This is a genomic window from Sneathiella sp., from assembly GCF_047631475.1.
Classification (GTDB): Bacteria; Pseudomonadota; Alphaproteobacteria; order Sneathiellales; family Sneathiellaceae; genus Sneathiella.
Genome location: NZ_JBLHZT010000013.1, coordinates 1 through 25,137, shown reverse-complemented (window position 1 = coordinate 25,137; position 25,137 = coordinate 1). Strand labels below are relative to the sequence as shown.

29 protein-coding genes are annotated in these 25,137 nt (G+C 48.8%); 16 read left to right on the top strand and 13 right to left on the bottom strand.

Annotated features, from left to right (window positions below; all coding sequences use genetic code 11):
- Positions 1-4: 4 nt before the first annotated feature.
- From ACJAYR_RS07485 to ACJAYR_RS07470, 4 genes are read right to left on the bottom strand one after another with little or no spacing between them, the layout of a single operon-like run.
- Positions 5-1,084: a YeeE/YedE family protein gene (locus ACJAYR_RS07485; RefSeq protein ID WP_415236019.1), complete on the bottom strand. Its 1,080-nt coding sequence runs from the start codon at positions 1,082-1,084 to the stop codon at positions 5-7.
- Between the two features lie 26 nt (positions 1,085-1,110).
- Complete coding sequence (locus tag ACJAYR_RS07480; RefSeq protein WP_415236018.1) at positions 1,111-1,461, bottom strand: ArsR/SmtB family transcription factor; 351 nt, start codon at positions 1,459-1,461, stop codon at positions 1,111-1,113.
- A 32-nt stretch (positions 1,462-1,493) separates the two neighbouring features.
- Positions 1,494-2,015, bottom strand: a complete 522-nt coding sequence (locus tag ACJAYR_RS07475) for a GlcG/HbpS family heme-binding protein (RefSeq protein WP_415236017.1) — start codon at positions 2,013-2,015, stop codon at positions 1,494-1,496.
- A gap of 3 nt (positions 2,016-2,018) precedes the next feature.
- On the bottom strand, positions 2,019-2,405 hold the full coding sequence (locus ACJAYR_RS07470; RefSeq protein WP_415236016.1) for a hypothetical protein: 387 nt from the start codon (positions 2,403-2,405) through the stop codon (positions 2,019-2,021).
- Positions 2,406-2,500: 95 nt separating this feature from the next.
- On the opposite strand from ACJAYR_RS07470, the gene ACJAYR_RS07465 reads away from it, so the two are divergent.
- Positions 2,501-3,235 carry a cytochrome c biogenesis CcdA family protein gene (locus ACJAYR_RS07465; protein ID WP_415236015.1) on the top strand — a complete coding sequence of 245 codons (735 nt, stop codon included), beginning with the start codon at positions 2,501-2,503 and terminating at the stop codon, positions 3,233-3,235.
- Position 3,236: 1 nt separating this feature from the next.
- On the opposite strand, the gene ACJAYR_RS07460 is transcribed toward ACJAYR_RS07465, so the two are convergent.
- Positions 3,237-3,968 (bottom strand): hypothetical protein, encoded by a 732-nt coding sequence (locus ACJAYR_RS07460; protein WP_415236014.1) that lies wholly within the window; start codon positions 3,966-3,968, stop codon positions 3,237-3,239.
- Positions 3,969-4,036: 68 nt separating this feature from the next.
- On the opposite strand from ACJAYR_RS07460, the gene ACJAYR_RS07455 reads away from it, so the two are divergent.
- From ACJAYR_RS07455 to ACJAYR_RS07415, 9 genes are all read left to right on the top strand, one after another.
- The gene (locus ACJAYR_RS07455; protein ID WP_415236013.1) at positions 4,037-4,645 is read left to right on the top strand and encodes a SoxW family protein; all 609 of its coding nucleotides are present in this window, start codon (positions 4,037-4,039) and stop codon (positions 4,643-4,645) included.
- 181 nt (positions 4,646-4,826) lie between these two features.
- Positions 4,827-5,288: a sulfur oxidation c-type cytochrome SoxX gene (gene soxX, locus ACJAYR_RS07450; protein WP_415236012.1), complete on the top strand. Its 462-nt coding sequence runs from the start codon at positions 4,827-4,829 to the stop codon at positions 5,286-5,288.
- Between the two features lie 42 nt (positions 5,289-5,330).
- Positions 5,331-5,786 carry a thiosulfate oxidation carrier protein SoxY gene (gene soxY / locus ACJAYR_RS07445; protein WP_415236011.1) on the top strand — a complete coding sequence of 152 codons (456 nt, stop codon included), beginning with the start codon at positions 5,331-5,333 and terminating at the stop codon, positions 5,784-5,786.
- A 26-nt stretch (positions 5,787-5,812) separates the two neighbouring features.
- Positions 5,813-6,139 carry a thiosulfate oxidation carrier complex protein SoxZ gene (gene soxZ, locus ACJAYR_RS07440; RefSeq protein WP_415236010.1) on the top strand — a complete coding sequence of 109 codons (327 nt, stop codon included), beginning with the start codon at positions 5,813-5,815 and terminating at the stop codon, positions 6,137-6,139.
- Between the two features lie 72 nt (positions 6,140-6,211).
- On the top strand, positions 6,212-7,042 hold the full coding sequence (gene soxA / locus ACJAYR_RS07435; RefSeq protein WP_415236009.1) for a sulfur oxidation c-type cytochrome SoxA: 831 nt from the start codon (positions 6,212-6,214) through the stop codon (positions 7,040-7,042).
- A gap of 97 nt (positions 7,043-7,139) precedes the next feature.
- The gene (gene soxB, locus ACJAYR_RS07430; protein WP_415236008.1) at positions 7,140-8,828 is read left to right on the top strand and encodes a thiosulfohydrolase SoxB; all 1,689 of its coding nucleotides are present in this window, start codon (positions 7,140-7,142) and stop codon (positions 8,826-8,828) included.
- 84 nt (positions 8,829-8,912) lie between these two features.
- Positions 8,913-10,172 (top strand): sulfite dehydrogenase, encoded by a 1,260-nt coding sequence (gene soxC / locus ACJAYR_RS07425; protein WP_415236007.1) that lies wholly within the window; start codon positions 8,913-8,915, stop codon positions 10,170-10,172.
- On the top strand, positions 10,156-10,791 hold the full coding sequence (locus tag ACJAYR_RS07420; protein WP_415236006.1) for a c-type cytochrome: 636 nt from the start codon (positions 10,156-10,158) through the stop codon (positions 10,789-10,791). Before soxC ends, ACJAYR_RS07420 begins: the two co-directional genes overlap by 17 nt.
- A 74-nt stretch (positions 10,792-10,865) precedes the next feature.
- Complete coding sequence (locus ACJAYR_RS07415) at positions 10,866-11,276, top strand: hypothetical protein (RefSeq protein WP_415236067.1); 411 nt, start codon at positions 10,866-10,868, stop codon at positions 11,274-11,276.
- A gap of 261 nt (positions 11,277-11,537) precedes the next feature.
- Here ACJAYR_RS07415 and ACJAYR_RS07410 read toward each other — a convergent pair whose 3' ends face one another.
- Together ACJAYR_RS07410 and ACJAYR_RS07405 are read right to left on the bottom strand one after the other, a co-directional pair.
- The gene (locus tag ACJAYR_RS07410) at positions 11,538-12,524 is read right to left on the bottom strand and encodes a CobW family GTP-binding protein (protein ID WP_415236005.1); all 987 of its coding nucleotides are present in this window, start codon (positions 12,522-12,524) and stop codon (positions 11,538-11,540) included.
- On the bottom strand, positions 12,521-14,152 hold the full coding sequence (locus tag ACJAYR_RS07405; RefSeq protein WP_415236004.1) for an amidohydrolase: 1,632 nt from the start codon (positions 14,150-14,152) through the stop codon (positions 12,521-12,523). Before ACJAYR_RS07405 ends, ACJAYR_RS07410 begins: the two co-directional genes overlap by 4 nt.
- A gap of 118 nt (positions 14,153-14,270) precedes the next feature.
- Here ACJAYR_RS07405 and ACJAYR_RS07400 point away from each other — a divergent pair, with 118 nt between their 5' ends.
- The 6 genes from ACJAYR_RS07400 (at position 14,271) to ACJAYR_RS07375 (ending at position 20,780) form a co-directional block, all read left to right on the top strand.
- Positions 14,271-15,209, top strand: a complete 939-nt coding sequence (locus ACJAYR_RS07400) for a LysR family transcriptional regulator (protein ID WP_415236003.1) — start codon at positions 14,271-14,273, stop codon at positions 15,207-15,209.
- A gap of 140 nt (positions 15,210-15,349) precedes the next feature.
- Complete coding sequence (locus tag ACJAYR_RS07395; RefSeq protein WP_415236002.1) at positions 15,350-16,930, top strand: ABC transporter substrate-binding protein; 1,581 nt, start codon at positions 15,350-15,352, stop codon at positions 16,928-16,930.
- Positions 16,931-16,971: 41 nt separating this feature from the next.
- Entirely contained in the window at positions 16,972-17,943 is a 972-nt protein-coding gene (locus tag ACJAYR_RS07390; RefSeq protein WP_415236066.1) for an ABC transporter permease, read from the top strand.
- Position 17,944: 1 nt separating this feature from the next.
- Positions 17,945-18,823, top strand: coding sequence for an ABC transporter permease (locus ACJAYR_RS07385; protein ID WP_415236001.1), 879 nt, complete (start codon positions 17,945-17,947; stop codon positions 18,821-18,823).
- Positions 18,823-19,815 carry an ABC transporter ATP-binding protein gene (locus ACJAYR_RS07380; protein WP_415236000.1) on the top strand — a complete coding sequence of 331 codons (993 nt, stop codon included), beginning with the start codon at positions 18,823-18,825 and terminating at the stop codon, positions 19,813-19,815. The genes ACJAYR_RS07385 and ACJAYR_RS07380 overlap by 1 nt, the downstream gene beginning before the upstream one ends.
- A complete protein-coding gene (locus ACJAYR_RS07375) occupies positions 19,812-20,780 on the top strand; it encodes an ABC transporter ATP-binding protein (RefSeq protein WP_415235999.1) in 969 nt (322 codons plus the stop codon). The genes ACJAYR_RS07380 and ACJAYR_RS07375 overlap by 4 nt, the downstream gene beginning before the upstream one ends.
- A gap of 106 nt (positions 20,781-20,886) precedes the next feature.
- Here ACJAYR_RS07375 and ACJAYR_RS07370 read toward each other — a convergent pair whose 3' ends face one another.
- The 6 genes from ACJAYR_RS07370 to ACJAYR_RS07345 all read right to left on the bottom strand — a co-directional run.
- The gene (locus ACJAYR_RS07370; RefSeq protein WP_415235998.1) at positions 20,887-21,354 is read right to left on the bottom strand and encodes a deoxycytidylate deaminase; all 468 of its coding nucleotides are present in this window, start codon (positions 21,352-21,354) and stop codon (positions 20,887-20,889) included.
- Positions 21,355-21,365: 11 nt separating this feature from the next.
- Positions 21,366-22,802, bottom strand: a complete 1,437-nt coding sequence (locus ACJAYR_RS07365) for an aldehyde dehydrogenase family protein (RefSeq protein ID WP_415235997.1) — start codon at positions 22,800-22,802, stop codon at positions 21,366-21,368.
- A 13-nt stretch (positions 22,803-22,815) separates the two neighbouring features.
- Positions 22,816-23,727, bottom strand: a complete 912-nt coding sequence (locus tag ACJAYR_RS07360) for a dihydrodipicolinate synthase family protein (protein WP_415235996.1) — start codon at positions 23,725-23,727, stop codon at positions 22,816-22,818.
- Positions 23,728-23,742: 15 nt separating this feature from the next.
- On the bottom strand, positions 23,743-24,084 hold the full coding sequence (locus tag ACJAYR_RS07355) for a ferredoxin family protein (protein WP_415235995.1): 342 nt from the start codon (positions 24,082-24,084) through the stop codon (positions 23,743-23,745).
- Between the two features lie 18 nt (positions 24,085-24,102).
- A complete protein-coding gene (locus ACJAYR_RS07350; RefSeq protein WP_415235994.1) occupies positions 24,103-24,879 on the bottom strand; it encodes an enoyl-CoA hydratase-related protein in 777 nt (258 codons plus the stop codon).
- 2 nt (positions 24,880-24,881) lie between these two features.
- On the bottom strand, positions 24,882-25,137 hold a 256-nt coding region (locus tag ACJAYR_RS07345), incomplete at its 5' end, for a CoA transferase (RefSeq protein WP_415235993.1).

Below are 25,137 nucleotides of genomic sequence, written 5' to 3'. Positions count from 1 at the left end.
TGGCTTAGTAAGATCTGAAAAAAGCGGACATGGTATCCTTTAAATTGTCTTCAAGAAGATAGTGCAGGCCTAAAACCGCCCCGACGAAGATGGACGCAAAGGCAATCAAAGATCCAAGCGACAGCGTTGAAACACCGCTAATCCCCTGACCAACCGTGCAGCCCATTGCCATGATCCCGCCAATCCCCATTAGCGCCCCACCAATAAGATGACGACGCATTTCACGGCTATCGTCGAAGGCCTCAAGTTTGAACTGGCGCCTTTGCATCGAGCCGATAAGTGAGCCCAGCACAACGCCCCCCACACTTCCAATAGCGAAGTTGATTGTTGAGCCGGAAAATGTCATCAAATACATCAATCCGTCGGCCGTTGCCGAGATAAAACTAAGCGAGACAAGCCGCTGAGGATCAAATTCATCCTGACCAATATTACCTGTGACAAACCAGCCTGACACAACACATAAACCAATCACCAAGCCTGCCATCTGGGATTTTACCGAACGCCTGAAATCAACCCCTTTAAAGCACCAGACAAGCAGCCCGCCTGCGATAAGCAAGCCAATCACCAAATATGAAACCATTGAGTTAAACCCCAGAAGAGCCGGTATACTCAAAGACCCCGCGGCGTCAGACTGAAGGCCAACATTTTCAATGGCGACTCGCGCACCGGCCATCAGTCCGCGCATTGTCATATATCCAGTAACGCCGATCACCAGGAGTGTCACAAGAGATCTTAGGTCCCCTGTTCCCAAGCGAACCAACGCACCATACGGACAAGTTCCCACCTGAGCCATCCCGAAGCCGAAACACAGCCCGCCGACAATGAGGGACACCCAAATCAAGTCCGCTCGCCAATGCATGGATTGCTTCAGGTCAATAAGCTGGAAGTAAAAGAGAAGTGTCGTTCCAATGATTGCAATGGCAATCGTAAACACCCAAAGGCGCATTCGACGCCATTCACCACTCAATCGCGCATCTTCAATCGCACCAAAGGTACAAAACTGATTCATGCGAGCGGTATAACCCGCTATTCCACCGATCAAAAAACCGGCAATTGCCATTAATGTACTGATAGGGATATCCAACACAATCATCCTGGCCAGTAAAAAGGTTAGTCCGCTTCATCCGGCGCACAATAAAGGGCGTAGAGTAGTTTTATAATGGCCTGAACTTCACTATTCGCAATGGAATAATAGATCGTTTTTCCCTCTCGTCGGGCATGAACCAAATCATCAGCCCGTAATCTGGCCAACTGTTGAGAAACCGCTGGCTGGCGCATGGAAAGTCGCTTTTCAAGTTCAATAACAGACTTTTCTCCATTAGCCAGAAGACACAGGATCAGAAGGCGGCTTTCATGCGCCATTGCCTTGAGAGTTGTACATGCAAGCGACGCGTTATCCACCATTTCATCTGGGAAATCCAACATTTCATCCAAATCAATCATGTTCTTTAGTGCCATCATTATTAAACCTGTGCTCCACCGGTCCTTGGAAATTAAAATTCTAGTTTATCTTGTATCGTCTCGATCCCTTTACGGGCGCAGTCGTCATCTGCATCCCCACCTGGTGCACCAGACACCCCAACCGCCCCGACCAAAGAACCCGCGGCCAGAACCTGAACGCCGCCGCCAACCATCATGGCATTTTTTATCTGAGTAATATTCTGAGTCAATTCGCCCGACTTCACCAACTCTTCCAACGCGGCAGTATCTGTTCGAAAGCTTACCGCAGTCCACGCTTTTTGTCTCGCAGTATCGGGTGTATGTACCCCCGCATAGCGGTCTCTGACAAAGGCCTGCAAGATGCCAAATCGATCGACAACGGCAACGCCAACCTGGAAATCTGCATTTCGACATGCCTCAAGCGTGGCTTGCGCAAGCTCCATGGCTATCTCAGGCGCCATAACTTTATGGGACACCAAGGCTTCCTCACTTTGTGCAAAAGCGGACGACGCTGCGCCGACCCACAGTACAGAAACCAACCCAAGAAATTTTGCGCCGATAAATGATTTTTTCATCCCCTACCCCTTTGTTCCAGCTTTGTTTGGTTTTAAATTTTTTACCAACTCTTCAAGCATCCACCAGAAATTATCTTCTCCGGGATATCCTGTAATTCTGCCAATTTCCCGCCCACCTTCCACCAGAACAAAGGTGGGGGTGTAATGAACCATGCCATTATGTGTGATGAATTCTTCAATGGGGCCCTGAATATCACGCTGTTTCAGGGGCGCCATTTTCCCTTCACTGGTTTTAGGATAAATCGGGCCGATCTCTTCATCCCATTTTTCGCACCAATAACATCCCCGCTCTCTGAACATGAGCAATTCTGCAGCCGATAATGGATTGATCTGCATACCAAAAAACAGGAAAATCCCAATGACGGCGCCTGTGACCAGACTGATATTCATCTAATTAGTCTTTTAAAATTTAGATTTACTCAAACACATAGCGTGTTTTATATATATAAAAATTTGAATGTTTTAGTCAAGTCGGGAAGCCGCTAATGTTTGATCTAACAGTATCAGGTGCGTTCATTGCAGGCGTGCTTTCTTTCTTGTCGCCTTGTGTCCTTCCTTTGGTGCCGCCCTACCTGTGTTATCTGGCGGGGGTTGGTTTCGAAGAACTGGCGCATTCTTCCGATAAAAAAGAAATCAGAAAGCGTAGTTTCTACCGTACCCTGTCCTTTGTCGCCGGCTTCACTGTCATCTTTGTCGCCCTTGGCGCCACGGCGTCAACCTTCGGACAATTCATTTCTGACTATTTCAGCATCCTTGAAAAAGTCGCGGGTGCGATTATCATCGTCCTTGGGTTCCATATCTCCGGGATATTGAAAATCCCATTTCTTTATCGGGAAGCGCGTTTTCAGACAAATAATAAGCCAGTCGGAATTCTGGGCAGCTTTATCGTCGGTCTTGCCTTTGCTTTTGGCTGGACCCCCTGCGTTGGCCCGGTATTGGCAACAATTCTTATGGTCGCCAGTACGGAGGACAGTATTCATCAGGGAACCTATTTACTAGCCTCCTACTCATTGGGAATTGGAATCCCTTTTATCCTGGCCGCCATCTTCGTAAATCCCTTTATCGCCTTCATGCAAAAGTTCCGCAGGCACCTTCGCAAGGTTGAAATAGCCGTTGGTATCCTGTTGGTGGCAACCGGCATTCTACTAATTACGGGAAACATGTCGGTATTGGGATACGGGTTACTAGAATGGTTCCCCTGGCTGGGCAATACTGGGTGAGCTAACCGAAATTCAAATAAATCATACGCTCCAGAGATTTTAATTCTCGGAGGTAATTTACAAATCCTGAATAATTGCCATCTCGAACCGATTGGCTCATCGCCGGGGCCGATATCAGGGCAGTGCCCATTAACCGTTGGTAGATAACGTTTTCTTTTAACCCGTCATCCGCAATTGCATGGCTTTTTCGCAAGGCGTCTTCCAGCTGTAAGGACTGTTGCAAAAGGGCGCTTCTTTTTTCGACATCATGGAAGTCTTCTTGTTTCTTGTAAAATGACCAAACCATGTTCATCGCATCGGTCGTTTGTAAATAAACATCTTCAAACAGGGTCACCTGATAATGCTGGCGCAACTGGTGAAGCTCTGTGCGAACATGCGGTAGAACCCGCCGGGCTTTGTCAATTTCTCCCTTGGCAACAAGCTTTGTCGCAGTATCAAAGATATTCCCAATCTCATCCAAAGCCTTGAACCACGGTTCTTCAGCCACATATGGGGCCGGCGGGTTTTCCCGATAGGTTTTTAAAACTTCATCCCAACGGTCCTTTGCCTTGTCCAATTCCAAGCTGGCAAAAGCAAGATTTCCAGTGCGTAAATAGTTTTTGGCGTGCTTGTAGGATGCATTTGTTTCATAAATTTCATGATGTAAATCTGTCGGGTCTGCCTGCGCAGGGCTCGCGACAAGGCAGAAACCAATGAACACAAAAACGAGAAATAGGCTCACAGGGCCACGCATCAAATTCCCCTTGCAGAACATAGAAACATATGAATTAATGAATATAAATATCGCGGAGGGAGTCCAAAATGTCAAACAGGGAAATGACAAGAAGACAGATGGTTCTGCGCTCGACACAGATCTCTTTGGCAGGTGCTTTAGGGGCATCTCTACCGCGCATGATAAGCGCTGCGGAAAATAAGGTTGAGTTGACCGAAGACGGCCTGCACTACCAGCCCTGGTTTCTTGAAAGCTTTCTGGAATTGACCGATGACGTTTCAGAGGCGGCGGAAAAGAACAAACATCTGGCTATCATGTGGGAGCTGAAGGGATGCCCTTATTGCGAAGAGACACACCTGGTAAATTTCGCGGATGAAAAGATCCGAAACTTCATAATCGGTAATTTTGAAGTCTTGCAACTCAATATTATCGGCTCAAAACGAGTTACCGACTTTGATGGCGAAGAACTGTCGGAAAAAGATCTGGCCAGAAAATATGGCGTACGCTTTACACCAACATTCCAATTTTTCCCAAAAACCATCGACGCGTTGGCTGACTCGCCCCCGCAAAAACGCGAAGTGGCCCGTTTGCCAGGCTATATGAGACCAGATCATTTCCTATTGATGTTTAAATATGTGGCTGAGGAAGCCTATAAAAATAAAGACTTCAAGACCTATCTTCAAAGCCTCACCGATTAACATATTCAAAAAATGCATTTTATGAATTGATATATTTCCTAAACTGCATTAGCGTGGGTGTGACAAAGTGTCGCAGATTTCAAAAAAGACGACATATTCACAAGCACAGGGAAGCTTTGTGCCAGTCACAAACAACTGACTATCAGTTGAAAAATGTAAGGTACATACTGGGGAGGAAAGTATGAAAAACCCGACACTGCTGGGAACGGCAGTTCTCGCAATCGCTATGGCCACAAGCACGATCATGGGGCAACCTCTGGCGGCGGAAAGTGTGAAATACACAATTGTTGAGGACGCCATACCAAATCCCTTAACGATGGAAGCCGGTGATCCAGACAAAGGGCGAAAAGCCGTAATTAACCGGAAACAGGGAAATTGTCTGGCCTGCCACGCCGTCACATCCTTGGCCAACCAACCCTTTCATGGTGAAGTGGGGCCAGCACTGGACGGCGTATCGCAACGCTACAATGACGGCCAACTTCGGCTAATCCTGGTAAATTCCAAGAAAGTATTCGACGGCACCATTATGCCTGCTTTCTATCGTACCGATGGTTTGAACCGCGTTTCTAAAAAGTTCAAAGACAAAACCATTTTATCTGCCCAACAGATTGAAGACATTATTGCTTTCTTAAAAACGCAATAATCAAACCAAAAATTAAAGAGTTTTTATTGGAGACATAAAAAGATGATGGACCTATCTCGTCGTCAAATGCTCGGAGCCAGCGCAGGACTGTTGGCGATTTCAAGTATTTCCATCCCCTTTTCAGCATTCGCAAGTGACGCTGACGCGAAAAAGGCGGTTATGGATTTCACCGGAGGCGCTGAGCCAAAAGATGGCCTTGTATCAATCGATATGCCCGAGATTGCGGAAAACGGAAACACAGTACCGGTCGGAATCAGCGTAGATAGCCCGATGACAGCAGACAATTACGTAAAGTCAGTGTTTATTCTTGCCGATGGAAATCCAAGCCCAGAGGTCGCGAAATTTCATTTCTCACCAAGAAGTGGGGTCGCTGAAGCGGTGACACGAATGCGTTTGGCAAAAACGCAAAATATCATTGCTGTCGCCGCGATGAGTGACGGCTCATTCCACAGCGCCTCAACAACAGTGAAAGTGACAATTGGCGGCTGCGGCGGCTAAATCACTCTTTGGAAGGATAACGAAAAATGGCTAAATCCAAACCCCGCGTCAAGCTCCCCAAATCCGCCACCAAAGGGGAAGTGATCACGATTAAAACCATCATCTCTCACAAGATGGAAACAGGGCAGAGAAAAGACAAGTCCGGGAAGAAAATTCCACGGCAGATTATCAATAAATTTGTTTGTAAGTTCAACGGAGAACAAATTTTCGGGTGCGACATGGAACCGGCAGTCTCGGCAAATCCATATCTGCAATTTAACGCCAAGGTGCAAGAAGCCGGCGAGTTTGAATTCATCTGGCAGGACGATAACGGAGACGTTTATCAGAAAAAGCAGAAAATCACAGTCAGTTGAACAACAGCAAAGGCTCGCGATCACGCATTGTTTGTTTGAATTGCGGCATACTTAATTAGGGAGGATAAGTAGATGCGCCTGAGGCTAAAAATTATTGCGACAGTGAGTAGCTTGGCCCTTGTGGCTTTCGGTACGCTCGCCGTATCCGTCAATAGCAGTGAAACTGGAAAAATAGCGCAACCGCCCGCGGGACATCCGCTTGACGAGATTATTTCCGGCTACAATTATCGTACGCCGGAAACCCAATCGTTGCAGGATGATGATTTTGAAAATCCGGGATTCATCTGGGTCGAAAAAGGGGAAGAACTTTGGAGCACCGTTGACGGAGCTGCGGGTAAATCTTGCGAAAGCTGTCACGAAGATGCATCGGAAACATTAAAGACTGCGGGTGCCCATTTCCCAAAATGGAACGACGACCTTGGGAAACCGATTAATCTGGAACAGCAGATTAACAAATGCCGAACCGATCAGATGCAGGCCAAAGCCTGGAAATGGGAATCCGAAGAGCTTTTGGCCATGACGGCCTATACACGCATGCAATCTCGCGGTGAGCCTGTGAAGGTCGAAATCGATGGCAAAATGAAGCCGTTCTTTGAACAGGGCAAGGATCTGTATTACACACGTGTCGGTCAACTCGACATGGCCTGCTCCAATTGTCACGAAGACAACTACGGTAACCAAATCCGGTCAGACCTGTTAAGTCAAGGACAGACTAACGGCTTTCCAACCTATCGCCTAAAATGGCAAAAACTGGGCTCAACCCATAGACGTTTCAAAGGGTGCATGAAGAATATCAGAGCGACACCCTATGCCGTCGGTTCAGATGAGTTTGTCAATCTTGAACTCTACATTGCCTATCGAGGCCAAGGCCTCAAGGTAGAAGCACCTGCTGTTCGCAACTAGCGAACATTTGGCCGCACTCTCGAAAGAGGTGCGGCTTTTTTTTAACGGTATCCGCTAAAGAGTGACGCTCCTTTATTGATTTTGTGGGTTTTTTAATATGTTTTCGCGCCGCGATTTTTTACAGGTTTCCTGTGCAACTGTTGGACTTTTGGGTTTTGGGACTGATTTTGTCCGCGCCTCTGCCCGGCAAACCCTGACCCAGGATGACCTCTTGAATTTTGAATCTGTTGGGAATGTAACGATTACCCACATAACCGATATCCACGCCCAGCTGGTACCCATCTATTTCCGGGAACCATCGATCAATTTGGGGGTTGGGGAAATGTCAGGTCTACCGCCTCATATTACAGGGAAGGAGTTTCTCGAAAAGTTTGGCATTGAAAAAGGAACGGCAAGTGCGTATTCCCTGAGCAGTAGTGATTTCACCGCCTTGGCGCGGGACTATGGACGCGTTGGTGGGGTAGATCGACTATCAACTCTTTTAAACCATATTCGCGCGGAACGGCCGGGAAAAACCTTGTTTCTAGACGGCGGAGACACCTGGCAAGGATCGTACACGTCCTTAAAAACAGGCGGTGCGGACATGGTAAAAATCATGAATGCCCTTAAAACTGACGCGATGACGGCCCATTGGGAATTTACCTATGGGCAAGAGCGGGTAAACGAACTGTTGGAAGAACTGTCTTTTGATTTTCTGGCGGGAAATATCCGGGATACCGAATGGGACGAGCCGGCGTTTGAAGCCACTTCCTATTTTGAGCGTGGCGGTGTCAAGATTGCGGTCATCGGGCAAGCGTTTCCTTACACACCGATCGCAAACCCACGCTATAAAATTCCGGATTGGAGTTTTGGTATTCGTGAGGACGAAGTTCAGGCTCATGTGGATAAAGCGCGTGCACAAGGGGCGGAACTTGTCATCTTACTGTCTCACAACGGTTTTGATGTTGACCGCAAACTTGTATCCCGCGTGAGCGGAATTGATGTTGTTCTCACCGGCCATACTCACGATGCACTGCCTGTTGCAATCGACGTAAATGGAACGCTTTTGATCGCCTCTGGCAGCCACGGAAAGTTCCTATCGAGACTTGATCTGGACGTTCGGGACGGTCAGGTTAAAGATTATCGCTACAAACTAATCCCTGTTTTATCAGATGTGATCGAACCAGATCCTGCTATGACGGCACTTGTCACGGAAATCCGGCAGCCACATCAACAGGAAATCAACAAGGTGCTTGGTACAACCGAAAGCCTTCTTTACCGACGGGGAAACCTGAACGGTACTTTTGACGATTTGATCTGCGATGCTTTACTCAGTGAAAGAGACGCTGAGATTGCGTTGTCTCCGGGTTTCCGGTGGGGCGCAAGCCTTCTTCCCGGTCAGGAGATTACAGTTGACGATGTCTACAATATGACCGCAATAACCTATCCAAATGCCTATAGAAACGAAATGACGGGCGAAACTCTGAAAAATATACTCGAAGACGTTGCGGACAATCTGTTTAACGAAGACCCCTATTATCAGCAGGGCGGCGATATGGTCCGCGTTGGTGGAATGGGATATCATATCAATCCCAACGCCCAAATGGGATCCAGGATCAGCAATATGACCCTCTTGAAAACCGGTGAGAAGATTGACGCCTCCAAACCCTATATCGTTTCCGGCTGGGCAAGTGTGAATGAAGATGTTCAGGGACCCGCAATTTATGATGTTGTCTCCGATTACATCTCTAAACAAAAAACCGTCACCGTAAATCCACATAACGCAGTAAAACTGAGAAAAAGCTGACCAGACAATGATTGACGTGAGATCGACTTCAACGCTAATATATTCAAATATTGCAATGTGTTTAATCAGCAAGGGAACAATGTAATGCCGTCAACTGGAAGACGCGGTTTTCTGAAGGGAAGTCTGTCAGCTCTTGGAGGAGGCACACTTCTGGCAGCAAGCTCTGGTAAGCCGGTTCTTGCCAAGTCACCGCCAGAAATCAAGATTGAAGACTGGAATACCTATCTGGGCGATGCGGTCGTCACAAACCCTTATGGCGTACCCTCTGAACATGAAGCGCATGTCGTGCGTCGTAATGTTGAATGGTTGACAGCGTCACAGGAATCTTCAGTCAGCTTTACACCCTTGCATGAACTGGACGGCTTCATTACCCCAAATGGCCTGTGTTTTGAGCGGCACCATTCCGGCGTCGCCCATATTGAACCCTCGGCGCATCGCCTGATGATCAATGGCTTGGTTGACAACCCGTTGATTTTCACAATGGAAGATCTAAAAAGATTTCCGCGGGTCAATCGCTTTGCCTTCTTAGAATGCGCCGCCAATAGCGGCATGGAATGGCGCGGCGCACAACTGAACGGGTGCCAGTTCACCCATGGAATGGTTCATTGCGTTCAATATACGGGCGTCCCTTTAAAATATCTCCTGGAAGAAGCTGGCGTAAAAACCAATGCAAAATGGCTGATGCCGGAAGGTGCAGACTCGGCAGGGATGAACCGATCCGTCCCTCTTGAAAAAGCACTGGAGGACTGCATTGTTGCCTATAAAATGAACGGCGAAGCCCTCCGTCCGGAACAGGGGTATCCGCTACGGCTTGTCGTGCCCGGCTGGGAAGGCAACATGTGGGTCAAATGGCTACGAAGAATTGAAGTTGGTGACCAGCCTTGGCATACACGGGAAGAGACATCCAAATATACAGACCTGATGGAAGACGGATCATCCCGCCGATTTACCTGGATCATGGATGCGAAATCCATCGTTACCAACCCGAGTCCGCAGGCACCCTTGCTCCATAAGGGGCATAACATGCTAAGCGGCCTTGCCTGGTCCGGCCGCGGTAAAATCAAGCGTGTCGATGTGACGTTGGATGGTGGTAAGAACTGGCGAACTGCCGAACTGTCTGGCCCTGTCCTAGATAAGTGTCTGACGCGGTTCTACCTTCCTTTCCAGTGGCAGGGAGACCCTATGCTCATTCAGTCTCGGGCAATCGATGAAACAGGCTATATTCAACCCACTAAAAAAGAACTCCGCCAAGTTCGGGGACTTAATTCCATTTATCATAACAACGGCATTCAAACCTGGCATGTCATGAAGAACGGGGAGACTGAAAATGTTGAAATTTCCTAAGCTCTCTGCTCTTTGCGTCCTGTTCGTAGGCCTAAGCACCACTGCTAGTGCCGATAAACTTGGCATCGGCCGCGCCGCTTTGCCTGAAGAAATCGCTATCTGGAATATTGATGTTCGCCCGGACGGCCAAGGCCTGCCCAAGGGAAGCGGTACTGTCGCAGACGGAGAAAGCGTCTTCACAGAAAAATGCGCCTCCTGTCATGGTGAATTTGGAGAGGGGAACGGACGTTGGCCGGTTCTTGCCGGAGGACAAGGGACATTAAAATCCAACAACCCGGTTAAAACAATTGGTTCCTACTGGCCCTATCTGTCCACATTGTTCGACTATATCCAGCGCGCCATGCCTTTTGGCGAAGCCCAAACCCTCACGGTCGATGAAACTTATTCACTTGTCGCCTATCTGTTATATCTGAATGACCTGATGGACGAAGATGGAACCTTGTCTGATGAAAATTTCACTGAATTCCGGCTGCCAAACGAAGCAAATTTCATGTCGGACCCTCGTCCGGATGTAGTGACCGTGACGCAGCGGGCGCCGTGTATGAAAGACTGCAAGGCAGATGTTAGAATACTGGGCCGCGCAAGAAGCCTGGATGTCACACCAGAGACAGAGGACTAATTCACACATTTCTGAAATCAAAGGGAGGAAAGACAATGACGAAGAAAATAATGGTATCACTCGGTACCTTATTCATGATGTTTTTGTTTAGTGTAACTGCCGTACATGCTGGTGAGGGCAGACACCAATTGGCCCTACAGATAAGTGATAAAGACCCACAAAAAATGAACACGGTATTAAACGTTGCGGCCAATGTCTCCCGCCATTACAGCGAATTGGGCGAGGAAGTCGAAATCAAGATCGTTGCCTTTAATGCAGGACTGCATATGTTGCGATCCGATACGTCGCCGGTCGCCAAAAGAATGCAATCATTTGCCAAGAGCATGCCAAATGTCGCATTTCATGCCTGCGGTAATACACTGGCCGCAATGACAAAAAAGGAAGGAGCGAAACCCCCTTTAATGGAGGTAGCTGAGCTTGTACCGGCTGGCGTGGTAACACTTATGGAACTTAATGAACAAGGTTGGACGATCGTCCGTCCTTAGCGATAAGAAGCAAAGCCGGTCCGTTTCGAAGACAAAGAAACGCCTCACCCTCGTAATTTCAGTGAAGTGATCTACCGGCTTTGCGACTGATCGACGTTCTACCGCTTCCACTGCTTCAGGAACAGATGGGTCTTAAACGGGATGCACCCCTTGATAAACTCCTCAATAGGTAACCGCAGTCTGTGGTTTGGCAGAATAGATCAGGCCTGAACGCACTGCGAGAATACGACCCTTCTAAAAAAACCGTTTTACTTTCAGCGCTTAACGCCCGAAGGCAATAGCGTTGAGCTGGCTTTGTATGTCCATCATCCGGCTGTTCAGAGCTTCGTTTTGTATGGCTATCGCAACAAACCGAGCGTCACGATTGTGAGAACCCCCGGATCCCATTCTTTTGAAATCCACCCGTTTCCCGACACGGTGAATCTCATAATCTTTGCCGTCCTCCCTGTTGGAGAAAATCCCTTTAAAACGGAAAACATCGCTCGGCAATTTCGTGGCAAGATCCTTTATGGCCTCAAGCGATATGTCGCCGTTCACCCTGTAGGACCAGGATTGAAACATCTCGGAGTGAGAATGCGGTTTAGAATAAGAATGAGACGGCGACGCTACTGGATGGTCCTTTTGCATTTCCAAAAGCGACTCGAAAAGATTGGGGCCAAAAACAAGATCGTTAATGTCCCCCTGTCCTGCCAACGTAACAATTGAAGGTGCCTTGGATAATCCTTGTAAATCTTTCTTCAAGCGTTCGATCTGCACCGAAGAAGCCAGATCTGTCTTGCTGAACAGCAGCAAATCAGCTGCCGCGACCTGACGCCTGACCAGCGCCCCCACGTGAGGATCCAAAGATGTTTGCTCAAAATTAAGGGCATCGACAATCGTGACGATGGAATTCAAAACCAGATCCGGTTCAGCTCTTGCGAAATTGGCTATTTTTTGAGGTTCTGCAACGCCACTTGCCTCTATCAGCAGATAGTCAGGGGCCGGGCTAAACGATAATACCTTGTCAAACGCGTCGAATAAATCCGACCCCATACTGCAACAGGCACAGCCATTGGCGAGAGACAGCATTTCGCCGTCCCGTGCGTCGATCAAATCTTCGTCAATCGCAATATCACCAAAGTCGTTCACAAGAACAAGAAGCCGTTTTCCGCCAGCATTCCGAAGCAGCTGATTGACAAGTGTTGTTTTGCCACTGCCAAGAAAGCCCGAAAGGACAGTCATCGGCAGGGGTTTCGCGCGCGCCTTCATTGAACTTGGAACTTCCGTCCTCCCAGAACGGTTCCCCAGACACCGACATCTTTCAATGCAAGTGGCTCCACCGCTTCCGGATCGTCATCCAGAACGGCAAAATCCGCCCATTTTCCAATTTCGATTGACCCAACCAGATGATCCATTTGCAAGGTATAGGCCGCACCAAGTGTAACCGCATATAAGGCATCTGCCACTGAAATCTTCTCATATTCTCCCAGAGTTTTTCCACTTTCAGTCAACCGATTAACCGCACACCAAGCTGTAAAGAGCGGAGCCATTGGGGTCACAGGAGCGTCTGAATGGATCGTGAAAGGCACCCCTAACTCCAGCGCGGACCGACACGCATCTATTCGGCGCGCCCGATCCGGGCCAACGGTCAAAGCCGCGTGCTTGTCGCCAAAATAATAAATATGATTTGCAAATAAATTGGCCAGCACCCCCAAACGCTTCATCTTGCGGAAATGCGCCCGATCCGCCAGTTGGCAATGCTGAATCACATGTCGAACATCGGGCCGATTATTTTTTATTTTTGCCGCTTCCAACGCATCCAGCGACACTTCAATCGCTTCATCTCCGTTCGCATGGATATGCATTTGAATGCCTGCTGCATTCAGAGTATCGACCAGATCGTTCAATTGCGCTGGCGCAATATTCCAAATCCCGTTTGGCGCACCATTAAAGTGACCGGGCCACCGAATACGGGCCGTAAATCCCTGAATTGAGCCATCCGTGATAATTTTTACGGCGCCAAGAATAAATTTGTCCGTACTTTTATCACGCAATTCAAGCGCCCGGCTGCACGTCTCCTGAGGCGTTTGCGTTAATCCGTTCAGCATGGAATGCAGCCGAACCGGATAATCGGCGTCGTTCGTAACCGCCGTCATTTCAACAACATCTTCTTCACTTAATTCGTTAATCAGATCCGTTGCCGACGTCACACCGACACGATTGCATACACGCCCAAAAGCCTTCACACTTTCTGACGCCTGACCAATTTCACGCCAGTTTACGCCCAATCGCCGCATTATGGGGAACATAGCAGCCATTTCCTGAAGTTCGCCGTTAGGAGTTCCATCTTCACCGAGTGCTATGCCGTCAATCCCCATATCAGAGACATAATTCGCCAGTTTGAGAGCAGAAGAACTGACCGTCATTAAATGAAAGTTGGAATGCATCACGGCAATGGGCCGTTCCTGCGATACCACATCCAGATCAGACTTGACCATGCGGGGGCCATCCAGAAAAATCGGATCGAACCCCCAGGCCACAAGCGGCTGGTCAGGAGCCAACGTTTTTTCAACCTCTTTCAAGCGATCGATAACATCTTTAATTGTTTTAACCCCGGGCCAAAATTTTCCATCCGGATCAACTCGGTCCTGATAGCCCACATAGGTATAATCCCAAATACCCCCCGCCATCAGATGAGAATGGCCTTCCACCATGCCTGGCATGATCACTTTCTCAGCAAAGGTTTCATCAAGCTGGTAATCTCCCCAGCTTTGCATATCGGCAACGGATCCCACTGAAAGAATCTTTCCCTCTTTAACTGCAACATGCGTTGCCGATGGGCAATCAGGATCCATCGTGATAATTTTTTTTGCTTTAAAAACTGTGATTGCTGACACGCGTACTTCCCCTATCGCTGGATACTTTTGATTGGACAGAGTGTATGGTGCGGGATACCCTCTGAAAAATAGATAGTACTGCGGGTATTCCACAAAAAATCCGAATAAAGGGTCCAAAATGCGGTATACGCTTAAGCAACTTCGGTATATTGAAATCGCTTCGCGCCATAAATCCATTACAAATGCTTCAAAAGAACTCAATATATCTCCCTCGTCTATTTCAGCCGCCATTGATGCGATTGAACTCGATCTCTCTCGAAAGCTGTTCAGGCGCCTCCCCTCAAAGGGAATTGTTCCGACCCAGTTTGGGGCGTCCTTTCTGGGTCATGCCCGTCAACTTTTAAAAGCCCACCAGACCTTCGAGCAATCCGTCGACGAACAAACCAATATTGTAAACGGATCTATTCGCATGGGGTGCTTTACCCCCGCAGCACCAATCCTGCTTCCCCTGATCACCCGGGCACTTGCCGATAATTATCCTGACATTTCAATTCATTTTATGGAGGGTGATAATAACGCCAACATCTCCCGCGTTACGCGCAGTGAAATTGATATGGGACTTGGCTTTAGATCCAATCTGGATGAAAGCTTGTCTTTCATTCCGCTGTTCACGGCGCCGCCCCATATTACACTTCCAATTGATCATCCCCTTGCCAAAAGAGACGTTTTGACACTGAAAGACGTTTACAAGGAACCAATGGTATTGCTGGATCTTCAACAAACCCGCGATTACATGTTCAGTCTGTTTGCGGAAGATGACCTGACACCGCGTGTGATTTATTCGTCAAAATCTGCGGAAATGGTCAGAAGCATGGTAGCGTCCGGACTGGGCTATTCAATCTTTAACCTGCGACCGTTAAAGAAACAGCAATATACGGTCGGCGATCTGGTTCGAATTCCGTTAGCGCCCGTCTATCGCACAGTCGAATTTGGCATTGTGTATCGCTTGGACGCTTTCCTGAGCAAAGCGGACAATATATTTATTGAAACCTGCATAGAGCTTCGGGACAACGGGGCGTTTAATGATGCCGTTCTGAGGATCAATCCCTCCGAGTAACGCTACATCCTCTATTTTTTTGAGCATATACCCTCTAAAAATATATTTTACGAAAGAAGCAACCTCAATTAGCCTAAAAACTGACCACAAAAACGGGAAAAAATATCAACAGAAACCGTTTTATATAACAGGAGGCTGGGATGAGAAAATTTGGAGTATTGGCACTCAGTGCCGCTCTTCTTGCGGGCACTTTTGCCGCAGCCCCTCTTCAGGCAGAAGAGGGAAAACCAGGGGGGACACTGGTGATTGGGAGCACTCAAAAAGCACGTCATCTTAACCCTGCCGTGCAATCCGGTATTGCAACAGCCGTGCCGGGGACCCAGATATTCGCTACACCTCTGCGATATGACGCGGACTGGAACCCACAACCCTACCTTGCAGAAAGTTGGTCCACATCACAGGATGGTATGAGCATTACCCTCAATCTCCGCAAAAATGCGAGATTTCACGATGGCAAACCAATCACTTCCGAAGATGTCGCTTTCTCCGTTGAAACGGTAAAGGCCAACCATCCGTTCAAAACCATGTTCCAACCGGTTTCATCCGTTGAAACACCGGATCCACATACCGCCATTTTGAAATTTTCCAAATCGCATCCGGCGGCATTTCTGGCAATGTCCGGCGCACTGCTGCCGATCATCCCCAAGCATGTATATGGGGACGGGCAGGATCAAAAAAGTCATCCGGCCAATAGCGCCCCTGTCGGTTCTGGTCCGTTCAAACTCAAAGAATTCAAACCTGGCCAATACATCATTCTCGAAAAAAATACCGACTATTTTATTGAAGGACGGCCATATCTCGACAAAGTCATTATCAAAAACTACAAAGACCCAACAAGCTTGGCGTTAGCGACGGATAAAGGGGAAGTTACCCTGTACCCTTTCCTTGCACCAACCAAAGACATTGCGCGGCTTAAAAAAAATAAAGATCTCGTTGTCACCAGTAATGGCTATGCTGCCGTCGGTCCTCTTAACTGGCTGGCGTTCAACACCCAGAACAAATATCTGAAAGACAAACGGGTTCGCCGCGCAATTGCGTTCGGGTTCGATCGGAACTTCATCATCAATGCCCTCCATGGCGGTCAGTCAAAACCAGCAACGGGTCCTGTTGCACCGGGCAGTCCTTTCTATGCACCTGATGTTGAAAAATATGATCTGGATCTGGACAAAGCAAATGCGCTTCTGGATGAAGCCGGCTTCAAAAGGGGCCCTGATGATATGCGTTTCGCATTGTCACTTGATTATATCCCCGGTTCGGCTGAGCAACAGAAAGGCATCGCGGAATATCTCAAACCTCAGCTTAAGAAAATTGGCATTAAAGTCGAACTGCGTGCGTCCCCGGACTTTCCAACATGGGCAAAACGCGTTGGGGGTCATGATTTTGATATGAGTATGGACATTGTATTCAACTGGGCGGATCCTGTGATTGGAGTGCACCGGACTTATCTGTGCAACAATATCCGCAAAGGCGTTATCTGGTCCAACACGCAAAGTTATTGCAACGGATCCGTCGATGCTTTGCTTGAAAAAGCAAGTGCAGAGCAAGATCAGGCAAAACGCGTTAAGCTATATCAGGAAGCACAGAAAATCATCGTCGATGAGGCGCCGCAGGCATTTATCAATGTCTTGCCTTACCATAGCGCTTACAGCAAGAAATTGGGCAACCCACCCCTTTCAATCTGGGGCACCATGGCACCGCTTGATGAGGTATACTTCAAGTAAACATGTGTAATGCGTAACGACGGAGACCAAATTTCGTGAATATTTTAATGATTGTGATCCGTCGTTTCCTTCATGCATTCCTGCTGATATCGGCGGTTCTGGTTTTAAACTTTCTCCTTATTCACATTGCCCCGGGTGATCCAGCCGAAGTGATCGCCGGGGAGATGGGAGGCGCAACGGAGGAAATGCTCGCCGATATTCGAACATCTTATGGGCTTGATAAACCTGTCTATGTGCAATTGGGAACGTATCTTGGAAAAGCCCTGACAGGGGATTTGGGGCAATCCTTTTTCTATAATGCCCCGGTTCTTGATCTTGTCCTGGATCGGGTGGGTGCCACTATTCTTCTTGTCGTGACAGCCCTTGTTTTTGCGATTTTCATCGGGACCCTTCTGGGGGTTCTCGCCTCTCACAATCCCAAGGGCATCACCAGCGGCCTTGTGACACTTGTATCCGTGATCGGGTATTCGGCCCCAATTTTCTGGACAGGGATGATGCTGGTTATCCTGTTCGCCTGGCTGGTCCCGATCTTTCCCATTTCAGGAATGTTTGATATCACCCTCAGTGATGATCTTTGGACGCGATCGATTGATATCGCGCACCATCTTGTTTTACCCGCACTGACATTAGGGATTGTCTATCTCGCCCAATATGCCCGCTTGGCCCGCGCCAGCATGCTTGAAATTTTAGGATCCGATTATATCCGGACGGCTAGATCCAAAGGCGTTTCAGAAATCTCGATTTACACCCGGCATGCCCTCCGAAATGCTATTCTGCCTATCGTCACAATCGCGGGCCTACAGTTTGGAAGTGTTGTTTCTGGTGCCGTTCTTGTCGAAACGGTTTTTAGCTGGCCAGGCCTTGGAACACTCGCTTTTGAATCCATCCTCGCAAGGGACTTTCCGACTATCCTTGGCATCTTGTTCTTTTCGTCTCTCCTAGTCATTCTCGCTAATCTGGTAACGGACGTGATTTACCGGATTGTCGATCCCCGCATTCGAACTGGAAACTGACGTGGCTACTCTTGACACTGACATAAAACCGATAAGCCAAAGCCCTTTAAAAGAAGCCGTTCATGCGTTTCGCCAAAGTTGGGCTGGAATGCTAGGCTTAGCTATTTTAACCTCTGTTGCCCTCTTTTCGTTTGTTGGCCCTTTCCTTTACGTTGTGGATCCTTTCGAAATCGTCTGGGCCCCATTAACGGCCCCGGGAGACGTGGCCTCTGTTCCTTTGGGAACAGACCAATTGGGACGGGATATGCTCGCCGGCCTCATTCATGGGGGCGCCTCTACATTATTTGTTGGGCTTACCGCCGGTTTTTTAACTGTGACAATAGGGATTCTGGTCGGGTCCATGTCTGGATATTATGGGGGCAAGGTCGATGAAGCCCTCATGCGTCTGACAGAATTTTTCCAGGTGTTGCCCGCCCTGTTATTTGCTATGGTTCTGGTTACCCTTTTTCCGCCTTCCATTTTCATTATTTCAATAGCGATCGGTATTGTTAGTTGGCCCGCAACCGCCCGATTAACCCGAGCCGAGTTTATGCGCATTCGCAATCTGGAATATGTCAGCGCCGCCCGATCGATTGGGGCGAAAAATGACCGTATTATCTGGCGGGTCATACTACCCAACGCTCTAGCACCCCTCATTGTTTCGGCCACCCTCACGATCGGCATCGCCATTTTGTTTGAAGCAGGGCTCAGCTTTCTTGGCCTTAGCGATCCAAATGTCTTCAGTTGGGGAATGATGATCGGAGCCGGACGGGAATATATCCTGGACGCCTGGTGGACTATCAGTTTGCCCGGCTTCATGATTTTCCTGACAGTTCTGGGGTTTAGTTTGGTTGGCGATGGACTGAACGATGCCTTTAATCCAAAATTGAGAGAGCGGTGATGTCTGAGTTATTACGCGTAAAAGACCTTGTCGTTGACTTCAAGACCCGTGCCGGGAATGCACGCGTTTTAAACCACATCAACCTGGACTTAAACCAAGGGGAAATACTTGGAATTGTTGGAGAATCCGGGTGTGGTAAAAGCATGACTGCCTTGTCCGTCATGGGACTGGTTCCGAGCCCCCCCGGACAGATTACATCCGGTAACATCTCGTTGGAAGGGCAGAATCTTACTGCCCTCTCTTCAAGAAAAATGAGGGAGATACGGGGAAACCTCATTTCAATGATCTTTCAGGAACCCATGACCTCGCTCAATCCTGTCTTTCGCATTGGCGATCAAATTGCTGAAAGTGTCCTGTTGCACGAAAAAGTAACGAAAAAACAGGCTTGGGCGCGTGCCGTTGAAATGCTTGAGAAAGTTGGCATTCCCGAACCTGCCGTTCGCGCAAAATCATATCCTCATGAACTTTCAGGAGGCATGCGCCAGCGGGTTATGATCGGCCTGGCACTAGCATGCAAGCCGAAGGTTCTTATTGCCGATGAGCCTACGACGGCGTTGGATGTCACGGTTCAGGCGCAGATTTTCGATTTACTCCGGGATCTGCAACGAGACACCGGAACCGCCATTATTTTGATCACCCATGATATGGGCGCCGTTGCAGAGCTTGCCGATCGTGTTGCCGTCATGTATGCCGGACACATCATCGAAACAGGCAGCACACGGGACATTCTGGATAACCCGCAACACCCTTATACCAAGGGCTTGATTGCCTGTGTTCCCCATCTTGAAGACAACCCAACTGACGAGCGGCCTTATCTGGAAGAAATTGCAGGCGTTGTACCACCGCTTACAGAATTGGGGTCTGGCTGTGCGTTTGCCCCACGGTGCCAGCATGTTATGGAGAAGTGCCGTTTCAATGTGCCTACCATTGATCCAATTACAGATCAGCACAAAGTTGCCTGTTTTAATGTGAAGAAAGAAGTTATCGCATGACATCGGAGCCCTTGCTAGAAGTCAAAAATCTGAAGGTTCACTTTTCCAGTAAAAAAATGTTCAAGGAGCCGATGACTGTCCACGCTGTGGACGGTGTAAATTTCTCAATTGAAAAAGGGAAAACACTGGGCATTGTTGGCGAAAGTGGTTCCGGGAAAACAACAACCGCTCTTGCCGTCCTGCGGCTTGTTTCGATTACCGAGGGTGAAATTACACTTTCTGGCAAAAAAATAAGCCATTTGGAAAAAGAAGAACTGCGCCTTGCGCGGCGGCATTTTCAAATGATTTTTCAGGATCCATACTCGTCTCTTGATCCCAGATGCCGGGTCGGCGATATCGTACGCGAACCGCTTGATCTCATGAATATTGGGGACCCTGACCAACGAGACCAAAAGGTAAAAGATCTATTTGAACAGGTGGGATTACGGCCAGAAAGCATCAGCCTTTTTCCGCATCAATTTTCAGGGGGTCAACGCCAACGCGTGGGGCTTGCCCGCGCCCTTGCTACAGAACCTGACCTGATTGTCTGCGACGAACCTGTCTCAGCACTGGATGTTGCTGTTCAGGCGCAAATTTTAAACGTGATGCGCAGACTTCAGGAAAAAATGGGTCTTACTTATCTTTTTATCAGCCATGATCTGGGGGTTGTTCAGCATTTATGTGATGATGTCGCTGTTATGTATTTGGGGCAAATTGTTGAAAAGGCAGACCGTAAGACACTCTTCACCAACCCCAAGCATCCCTACACAAAAGCCCTGCTTGCAGCCGTTCCGCGGGTGCATGCCAATCCGGAAGCCGTCCGGCGAAATGCACTTACCGGTGACCCGCCCAGCCCCATAAACCTCCCCAAAGGATGCCGGTTTGCCGGACGCTGCCCTGTGGCTATTGAACACTGCGCGTCTGAACCGCCCCCTTTAAAAGACTGGGGGGACGGTCATCTTGCCTCCTGTCATTTTCTGACCTGATCCATCAAGCAGCTCAAATTCTTTAAACAGAAGCCAAGCCAAAAAGGACTGCATTGCCAGACGATGACTGCCCTTTCCTTTGACAGGCCAGCCGATCCTTTAGGTCCTACTCCCATACAATGCGTTGAACGCCAGCCTCGTGCAGAAGTATTTCTGAAACATCGAAACTATGATCCAGCGCACCGTCTTTTTCAGGCTTTGCAGGACAGCACACTGTCGTAATGCCACTTTGAATAATGGCTCGGGCACAATCTGCGCAGGGGAACCTGTTTACATAAAGAGTACAGCCTGACAGGGCCGCGCCAGAATGCGCCGCATTATAAATTGCATTACGTTCTGCATGTTCAAACCAGAAGAATTTCTCGCCACTTTTCCGATCAAAACGACGTTCTTCGTTGGCTTTAATTTGACGCGGCAGACCATTATATCCCGTCGAGCGGATTTCATGGTTGGTGCCAACAATGACAGCCCCAACCTTGAAATCCCGATCTTCAGTCCACTCTGAAATATAATTCGCCAATCCCATGAAACGGCGGTGCCATTTTAAACCGCTCTTCTCATTGGTAACTGTCATGTTTCCTCCAGTTAGCCTGTCGAGACATAACTTGTCTTGACGATTGTATAGAATTCCTTCGCATAGCTACCCTGCTCCCGCGGCCCATAACTGGACCCTTTTCGGCCGCCGAAGGGGACATGATAGTCAATACCCGCTGTTGGAAGATTGACCATAACCAATCCCGCTTGCGCCCTCTTTTTAAAGGCCGCAGCATATTTCAAACTTTGTGTGCAGATACCCGCCGACAGGCCAAATTCCGTTTCATTTGCTACAGCGACAGCCTCTTCAAAATCCTTAACCTTGATCACGCTGGCACAGGGACCAAAAATCTCCTCCTGATTGATCCGCATCTTGTTATGGGTATCGGTAAACAAAGCAGGCTTCTGGTAAAAGCCAGTCGTTGGTCCGTCAAATCGCTCCCCGCCTATGACTGTCGCGCCCTCTTCTTTTGCCAAGGCAACATATTTAAGATTGGATACCAATTGACGCTCGTCGACAACCGGACCCATCTGACTGTTTGGATCCAGTGCCGGGCCAATTTTCAACGCACTCATTTCCTCTGTCATGCGGCGCACGAATTCATCATGAATACCCTCTTGCACGATAAAGCGGGAAGACGCCGTGCAACGCTGACCAGTCGAGAAAAAAGCACTATTCAGACAACTGGAGACAGCCACCTCCAGATCGGCATCGTCCAGTACAACCGTTGGGTTTTTCCCGCCCATCTCAAGTTGCACCTTCTTCATCGTTTGCAGGCATTTTTCTGCCACATGCTGACCCGTATTTACGGACCCGGTAAATGAAATCGCAGTGATGTCCGGATGGTCCAGTATTGCTTCTCCAACAATCGACCCACGCCCCATGACCAGATTAAAGACGCCACCGGGCAAACCACATTCCATCAAAATCTCGGCAATGGCATGGGCGCAAGCCGGTGTTAAATCCGCCGGTTTGCAAACAACTGTATTTCCGTAAGCAAGTGCCGGTGCAATCTTCCAGGCAGGAATAGCAATCGGGAAATTCCATGGTGTAATGATCCCAACGATACCAACCGGCTCCCGCGTGACCTCAATGTCAATTCCCGGACGAACAGAGCTAACAAGATCCCCGGTATTTCTCAGGCATTCACCGGCAAAAAATTTGAACACATTTCCGGCTCGGATCGTTTCACCGATTGCTTCGGGAAGGATTTTTCCTTCTTCACGCGCAAGAAGCGCTCCAAGTTCTTCCTTGCGGGCGAGAATAGTATTGCCGGTTCGATCCAGAATGTCGTGCCTACTCTGGGCATCAAGTACCGCCCATTCGGCTTGTGCCTCCTTGGCTGCGGCAACCGCGCTGCTAACATCCTCGGCAGCAGCCTGCGCGAAGACCCCGATCACATCGGATGTGTCTGACGGATTGATATTCTCCTGTGTTGCCTGTCCTGCGATCCATTGTCCACCGATAAGATTTGCTTTCACTTGCATTTTATAATCCGTTTTAAAGAGAGAGTTGAGTTTGTGTTTTTAGCTGTTCAAAGACTGCATCAAGATCGTGCCTGTCCTGATCCGCAAGCGGCTGAAGCGGTGGTCGAAGCGCGCACCAGGCCGTGTCTTCATGGCGGCGGGACAAGAGGTATTTAATTGACGGGATAAGGGGGGTGCCAGAAATTCCCTCCCTCAGGTCTTTTAACCTTTGTTCGAAAGTGGCTGTTACGGCCGCCTCCCTGTTTTGCCAAGCCAGTTGAGACACCGGCGCTGTTAAATTCACAGTCGCCGATATGCAACCGGCGTATCCCTCTGCATGAGCTGTCGGCAGGGTTGTTTCACTGCTTGGAAAAACCGAAAACCCGCTCACCCGGTTTACAATATCGCGGCAATAAGTCAGATCCCCGGACGAGTCCTTGATCCCCACTATTTTATCGGGAAAATCTGTCGCCAACCGCATCAGAAGTGCCACCGAAAACCGGATACCGGTCATCGCCGGAAAATTATACAGATAGAGCTTGATATCTGTCTCAGAGACAGCCGCAACAAGACGCGCAAACCAGCTATATAACGCATCATCCCGAATTGGTTTATAATAGTAGGGAGGGAGGATCAACGCGCCTGCATATCCAAGTTCCGCAGCATAGAGGGTCAATTTCTCGGTTGTTTCGTAATCCGGAGTCCCCGTCCCAACCATGAGAACCGATTGATCCAGATGCTGCGCGGCTGCGCTCATCACCTGCATCCGTTTCTCTGTGCTCAGAGAATTGGCCTCTCCCGTAGTCCCCAGCACATTCAGACCGTCACACCCGTTGCTTAAGGCCCATTTCGCATGGGTTAAAAACACATCAACCATCGGATCACCCGCCTCGTTTACAGGGGTCGGGATGGCGGCAATAACACCGCCCAATTTATTATTATTCAAAATTTATTCTCCACCTTAGAGGCCATCACCCTTTTGGACTGGCATCTTTGCAATAATCGGATGATCAAGCGTTGTCGTTGTTGCCTCTTTCCATCCACCGGGTTGGCCAAGATTTGTAACCGCTGATGAAAAATACTCCGCGTTTGCGACCAGGAACTTTTCTTCCTCAGGCTCGACAAAGGCGATTTTTCGAATGGCATCCACCGGACAGACGGACTCGCATAAACCACAGGCCACACATTCATCGGGATGGATGTAAAACATACGCCCGCCTTCATAAATGCAGTCGACCGGGCAAACATTGGTACATTCACCATCTTTGACATCGACGCACGGTCCTGTGATTACATAAGTCATCGCCGCTATTTCCCTGGCCTATGTGCCTGTCCAAACAGGGGCACGCTTTTCGACAAAGGCTTTTACTCCTTCGTCGGAATCATTGGATTGCAAGGCTCTAATCAATGCAGGCGTTCTGAGGGCCTGAGCGTCTCGGGGGGATAAATGAGCCGTTTTCTTGACGGTTTCCTTGATCGCCTTGATCGAAAGCGGGGCGCAGGATTTAATATCGGCAACCCAACGGGCAACAGCATCATCCAGTTCTTCAAAGGGAACGACTTCATTTACAAAGCCATAATGCTTGGCATCCTCCGCCAATAGTTTGCGGCCTGACAGCATGATCCCAAGAGCAATTTTTTCAGGGATTAAACGTTGCAGCAGAACCATGCCGCCTTCGAGAGGAAGGCGCCCGACTTTGGCTTCAGGAAGGCCGAATTTCGCATATTCGGTCGCAACCACGATGTCGCAACCCATCAGCATTTCGAAACCCCCACCAAGCGCAAAACCGTTCACACGAGCAATGACCGGTATGGAGAGACTGTCCCGGTAGGCCAGTCCCCCAAATCCGTTGACCTGCGATCGGGCCCAATAATCAACACCACCGGCATCATTGCCCGATTTCATATCCGCGCCAGCGCAAAACGCTTTTTCGCCCTCGCCCGTAAGAACAACACAACGTAAAGTTTCATCCTGCTCGATCTCAGTCCATATTTTTTCGAGCTGGGCTTCGGCGGTGCTGTCGATGGCGTTCATACGCTCTGGCCGCCGAATGGTGACATAGGCAACCTGATCTTTGCGCTCAAATGTAACTGTCATTTCTAACCCCCGATTTCCGATCGAATTTCATCGTTATGCTGACCCAGTGTCGGGGCTGGCCGATAGACTTGAAACGGTGTCTTGGAAAAGTGAACGGGTGAAGAAATGACCTTCACCTCTCCATGCAGTGGATGACTGTGCGTCGTGACCATCTGATTATGGATAGTCTGCGGGTCTTCAAGTGCCTCCTCCAACGATTTAACAGGAGCGCATAAAAGATCCTGATCTTCCAGACGATCGATCCAATAAGCCGTTGTG

Excerpts from the sequence above, each read along its gene's own strand:
- ACJAYR_RS07380 (WP_415236000.1), top strand. The coding sequence starts at position 18,823 with ATGTCTGAGTTATTACGCGTAAAAGACCTTGTCGTTGACTTCAAGACC.
- soxX (WP_415236012.1), top strand. The coding sequence starts at position 4,827 with ATGAAAAACCCGACACTGCTGGGAACGGCAGTTCTCGCAATCGCTATG.
- soxA (WP_415236009.1), top strand. The coding sequence starts at position 6,212 with ATGCGCCTGAGGCTAAAAATTATTGCGACAGTGAGTAGCTTGGCCCTT.
- soxY (WP_415236011.1), top strand. The coding sequence starts at position 5,331 with ATGATGGACCTATCTCGTCGTCAAATGCTCGGAGCCAGCGCAGGACTG.
- ACJAYR_RS07395 (WP_415236002.1), top strand. The coding sequence starts at position 15,350 with ATGAGAAAATTTGGAGTATTGGCACTCAGTGCCGCTCTTCTTGCGGGC.
- ACJAYR_RS07480 (WP_415236018.1), bottom strand. The coding sequence starts at position 1,461 with ATGATGGCACTAAAGAACATGATTGATTTGGATGAAATGTTGGATTTC.
- ACJAYR_RS07415 (WP_415236067.1), top strand. The coding sequence starts at position 10,866 with ATGATGTTTTTGTTTAGTGTAACTGCCGTACATGCTGGTGAGGGCAGA.
- soxC (WP_415236007.1), top strand. The coding sequence starts at position 8,913 with ATGCCGTCAACTGGAAGACGCGGTTTTCTGAAGGGAAGTCTGTCAGCT.
- ACJAYR_RS07465 (WP_415236015.1), top strand. The coding sequence starts at position 2,501 with ATGTTTGATCTAACAGTATCAGGTGCGTTCATTGCAGGCGTGCTTTCT.
- ACJAYR_RS07475 (WP_415236017.1), bottom strand. The coding sequence starts at position 2,015 with ATGAAAAAATCATTTATCGGCGCAAAATTTCTTGGGTTGGTTTCTGTA.
- soxZ (WP_415236010.1), top strand. The coding sequence starts at position 5,813 with ATGGCTAAATCCAAACCCCGCGTCAAGCTCCCCAAATCCGCCACCAAA.
- ACJAYR_RS07350 (WP_415235994.1), bottom strand. The coding sequence starts at position 24,879 with ATGACAGTTACATTTGAGCGCAAAGATCAGGTTGCCTATGTCACCATT.
- ACJAYR_RS07370 (WP_415235998.1), bottom strand. The coding sequence starts at position 21,354 with ATGACAGTTACCAATGAGAAGAGCGGTTTAAAATGGCACCGCCGTTTC.
- ACJAYR_RS07420 (WP_415236006.1), top strand. The coding sequence starts at position 10,156 with ATGTTGAAATTTCCTAAGCTCTCTGCTCTTTGCGTCCTGTTCGTAGGC.
- ACJAYR_RS07470 (WP_415236016.1), bottom strand. The coding sequence starts at position 2,405 with ATGAATATCAGTCTGGTCACAGGCGCCGTCATTGGGATTTTCCTGTTT.
- ACJAYR_RS07355 (WP_415235995.1), bottom strand. The coding sequence starts at position 24,084 with ATGACTTATGTAATCACAGGACCGTGCGTCGATGTCAAAGATGGTGAA.
- ACJAYR_RS07460 (WP_415236014.1), bottom strand. The coding sequence starts at position 3,968 with ATGCGTGGCCCTGTGAGCCTATTTCTCGTTTTTGTGTTCATTGGTTTC.
- ACJAYR_RS07410 (WP_415236005.1), bottom strand. The coding sequence starts at position 12,524 with ATGAAGGCGCGCGCGAAACCCCTGCCGATGACTGTCCTTTCGGGCTTT.
- soxB (WP_415236008.1), top strand. The coding sequence starts at position 7,140 with ATGTTTTCGCGCCGCGATTTTTTACAGGTTTCCTGTGCAACTGTTGGA.
- ACJAYR_RS07365 (WP_415235997.1), bottom strand. The coding sequence starts at position 22,802 with ATGCAAGTGAAAGCAAATCTTATCGGTGGACAATGGATCGCAGGACAG.
- ACJAYR_RS07375 (WP_415235999.1), top strand. The coding sequence starts at position 19,812 with ATGACATCGGAGCCCTTGCTAGAAGTCAAAAATCTGAAGGTTCACTTT.
- ACJAYR_RS07400 (WP_415236003.1), top strand. The coding sequence starts at position 14,271 with ATGCGGTATACGCTTAAGCAACTTCGGTATATTGAAATCGCTTCGCGC.
- ACJAYR_RS07455 (WP_415236013.1), top strand. The coding sequence starts at position 4,037 with ATGTCAAACAGGGAAATGACAAGAAGACAGATGGTTCTGCGCTCGACA.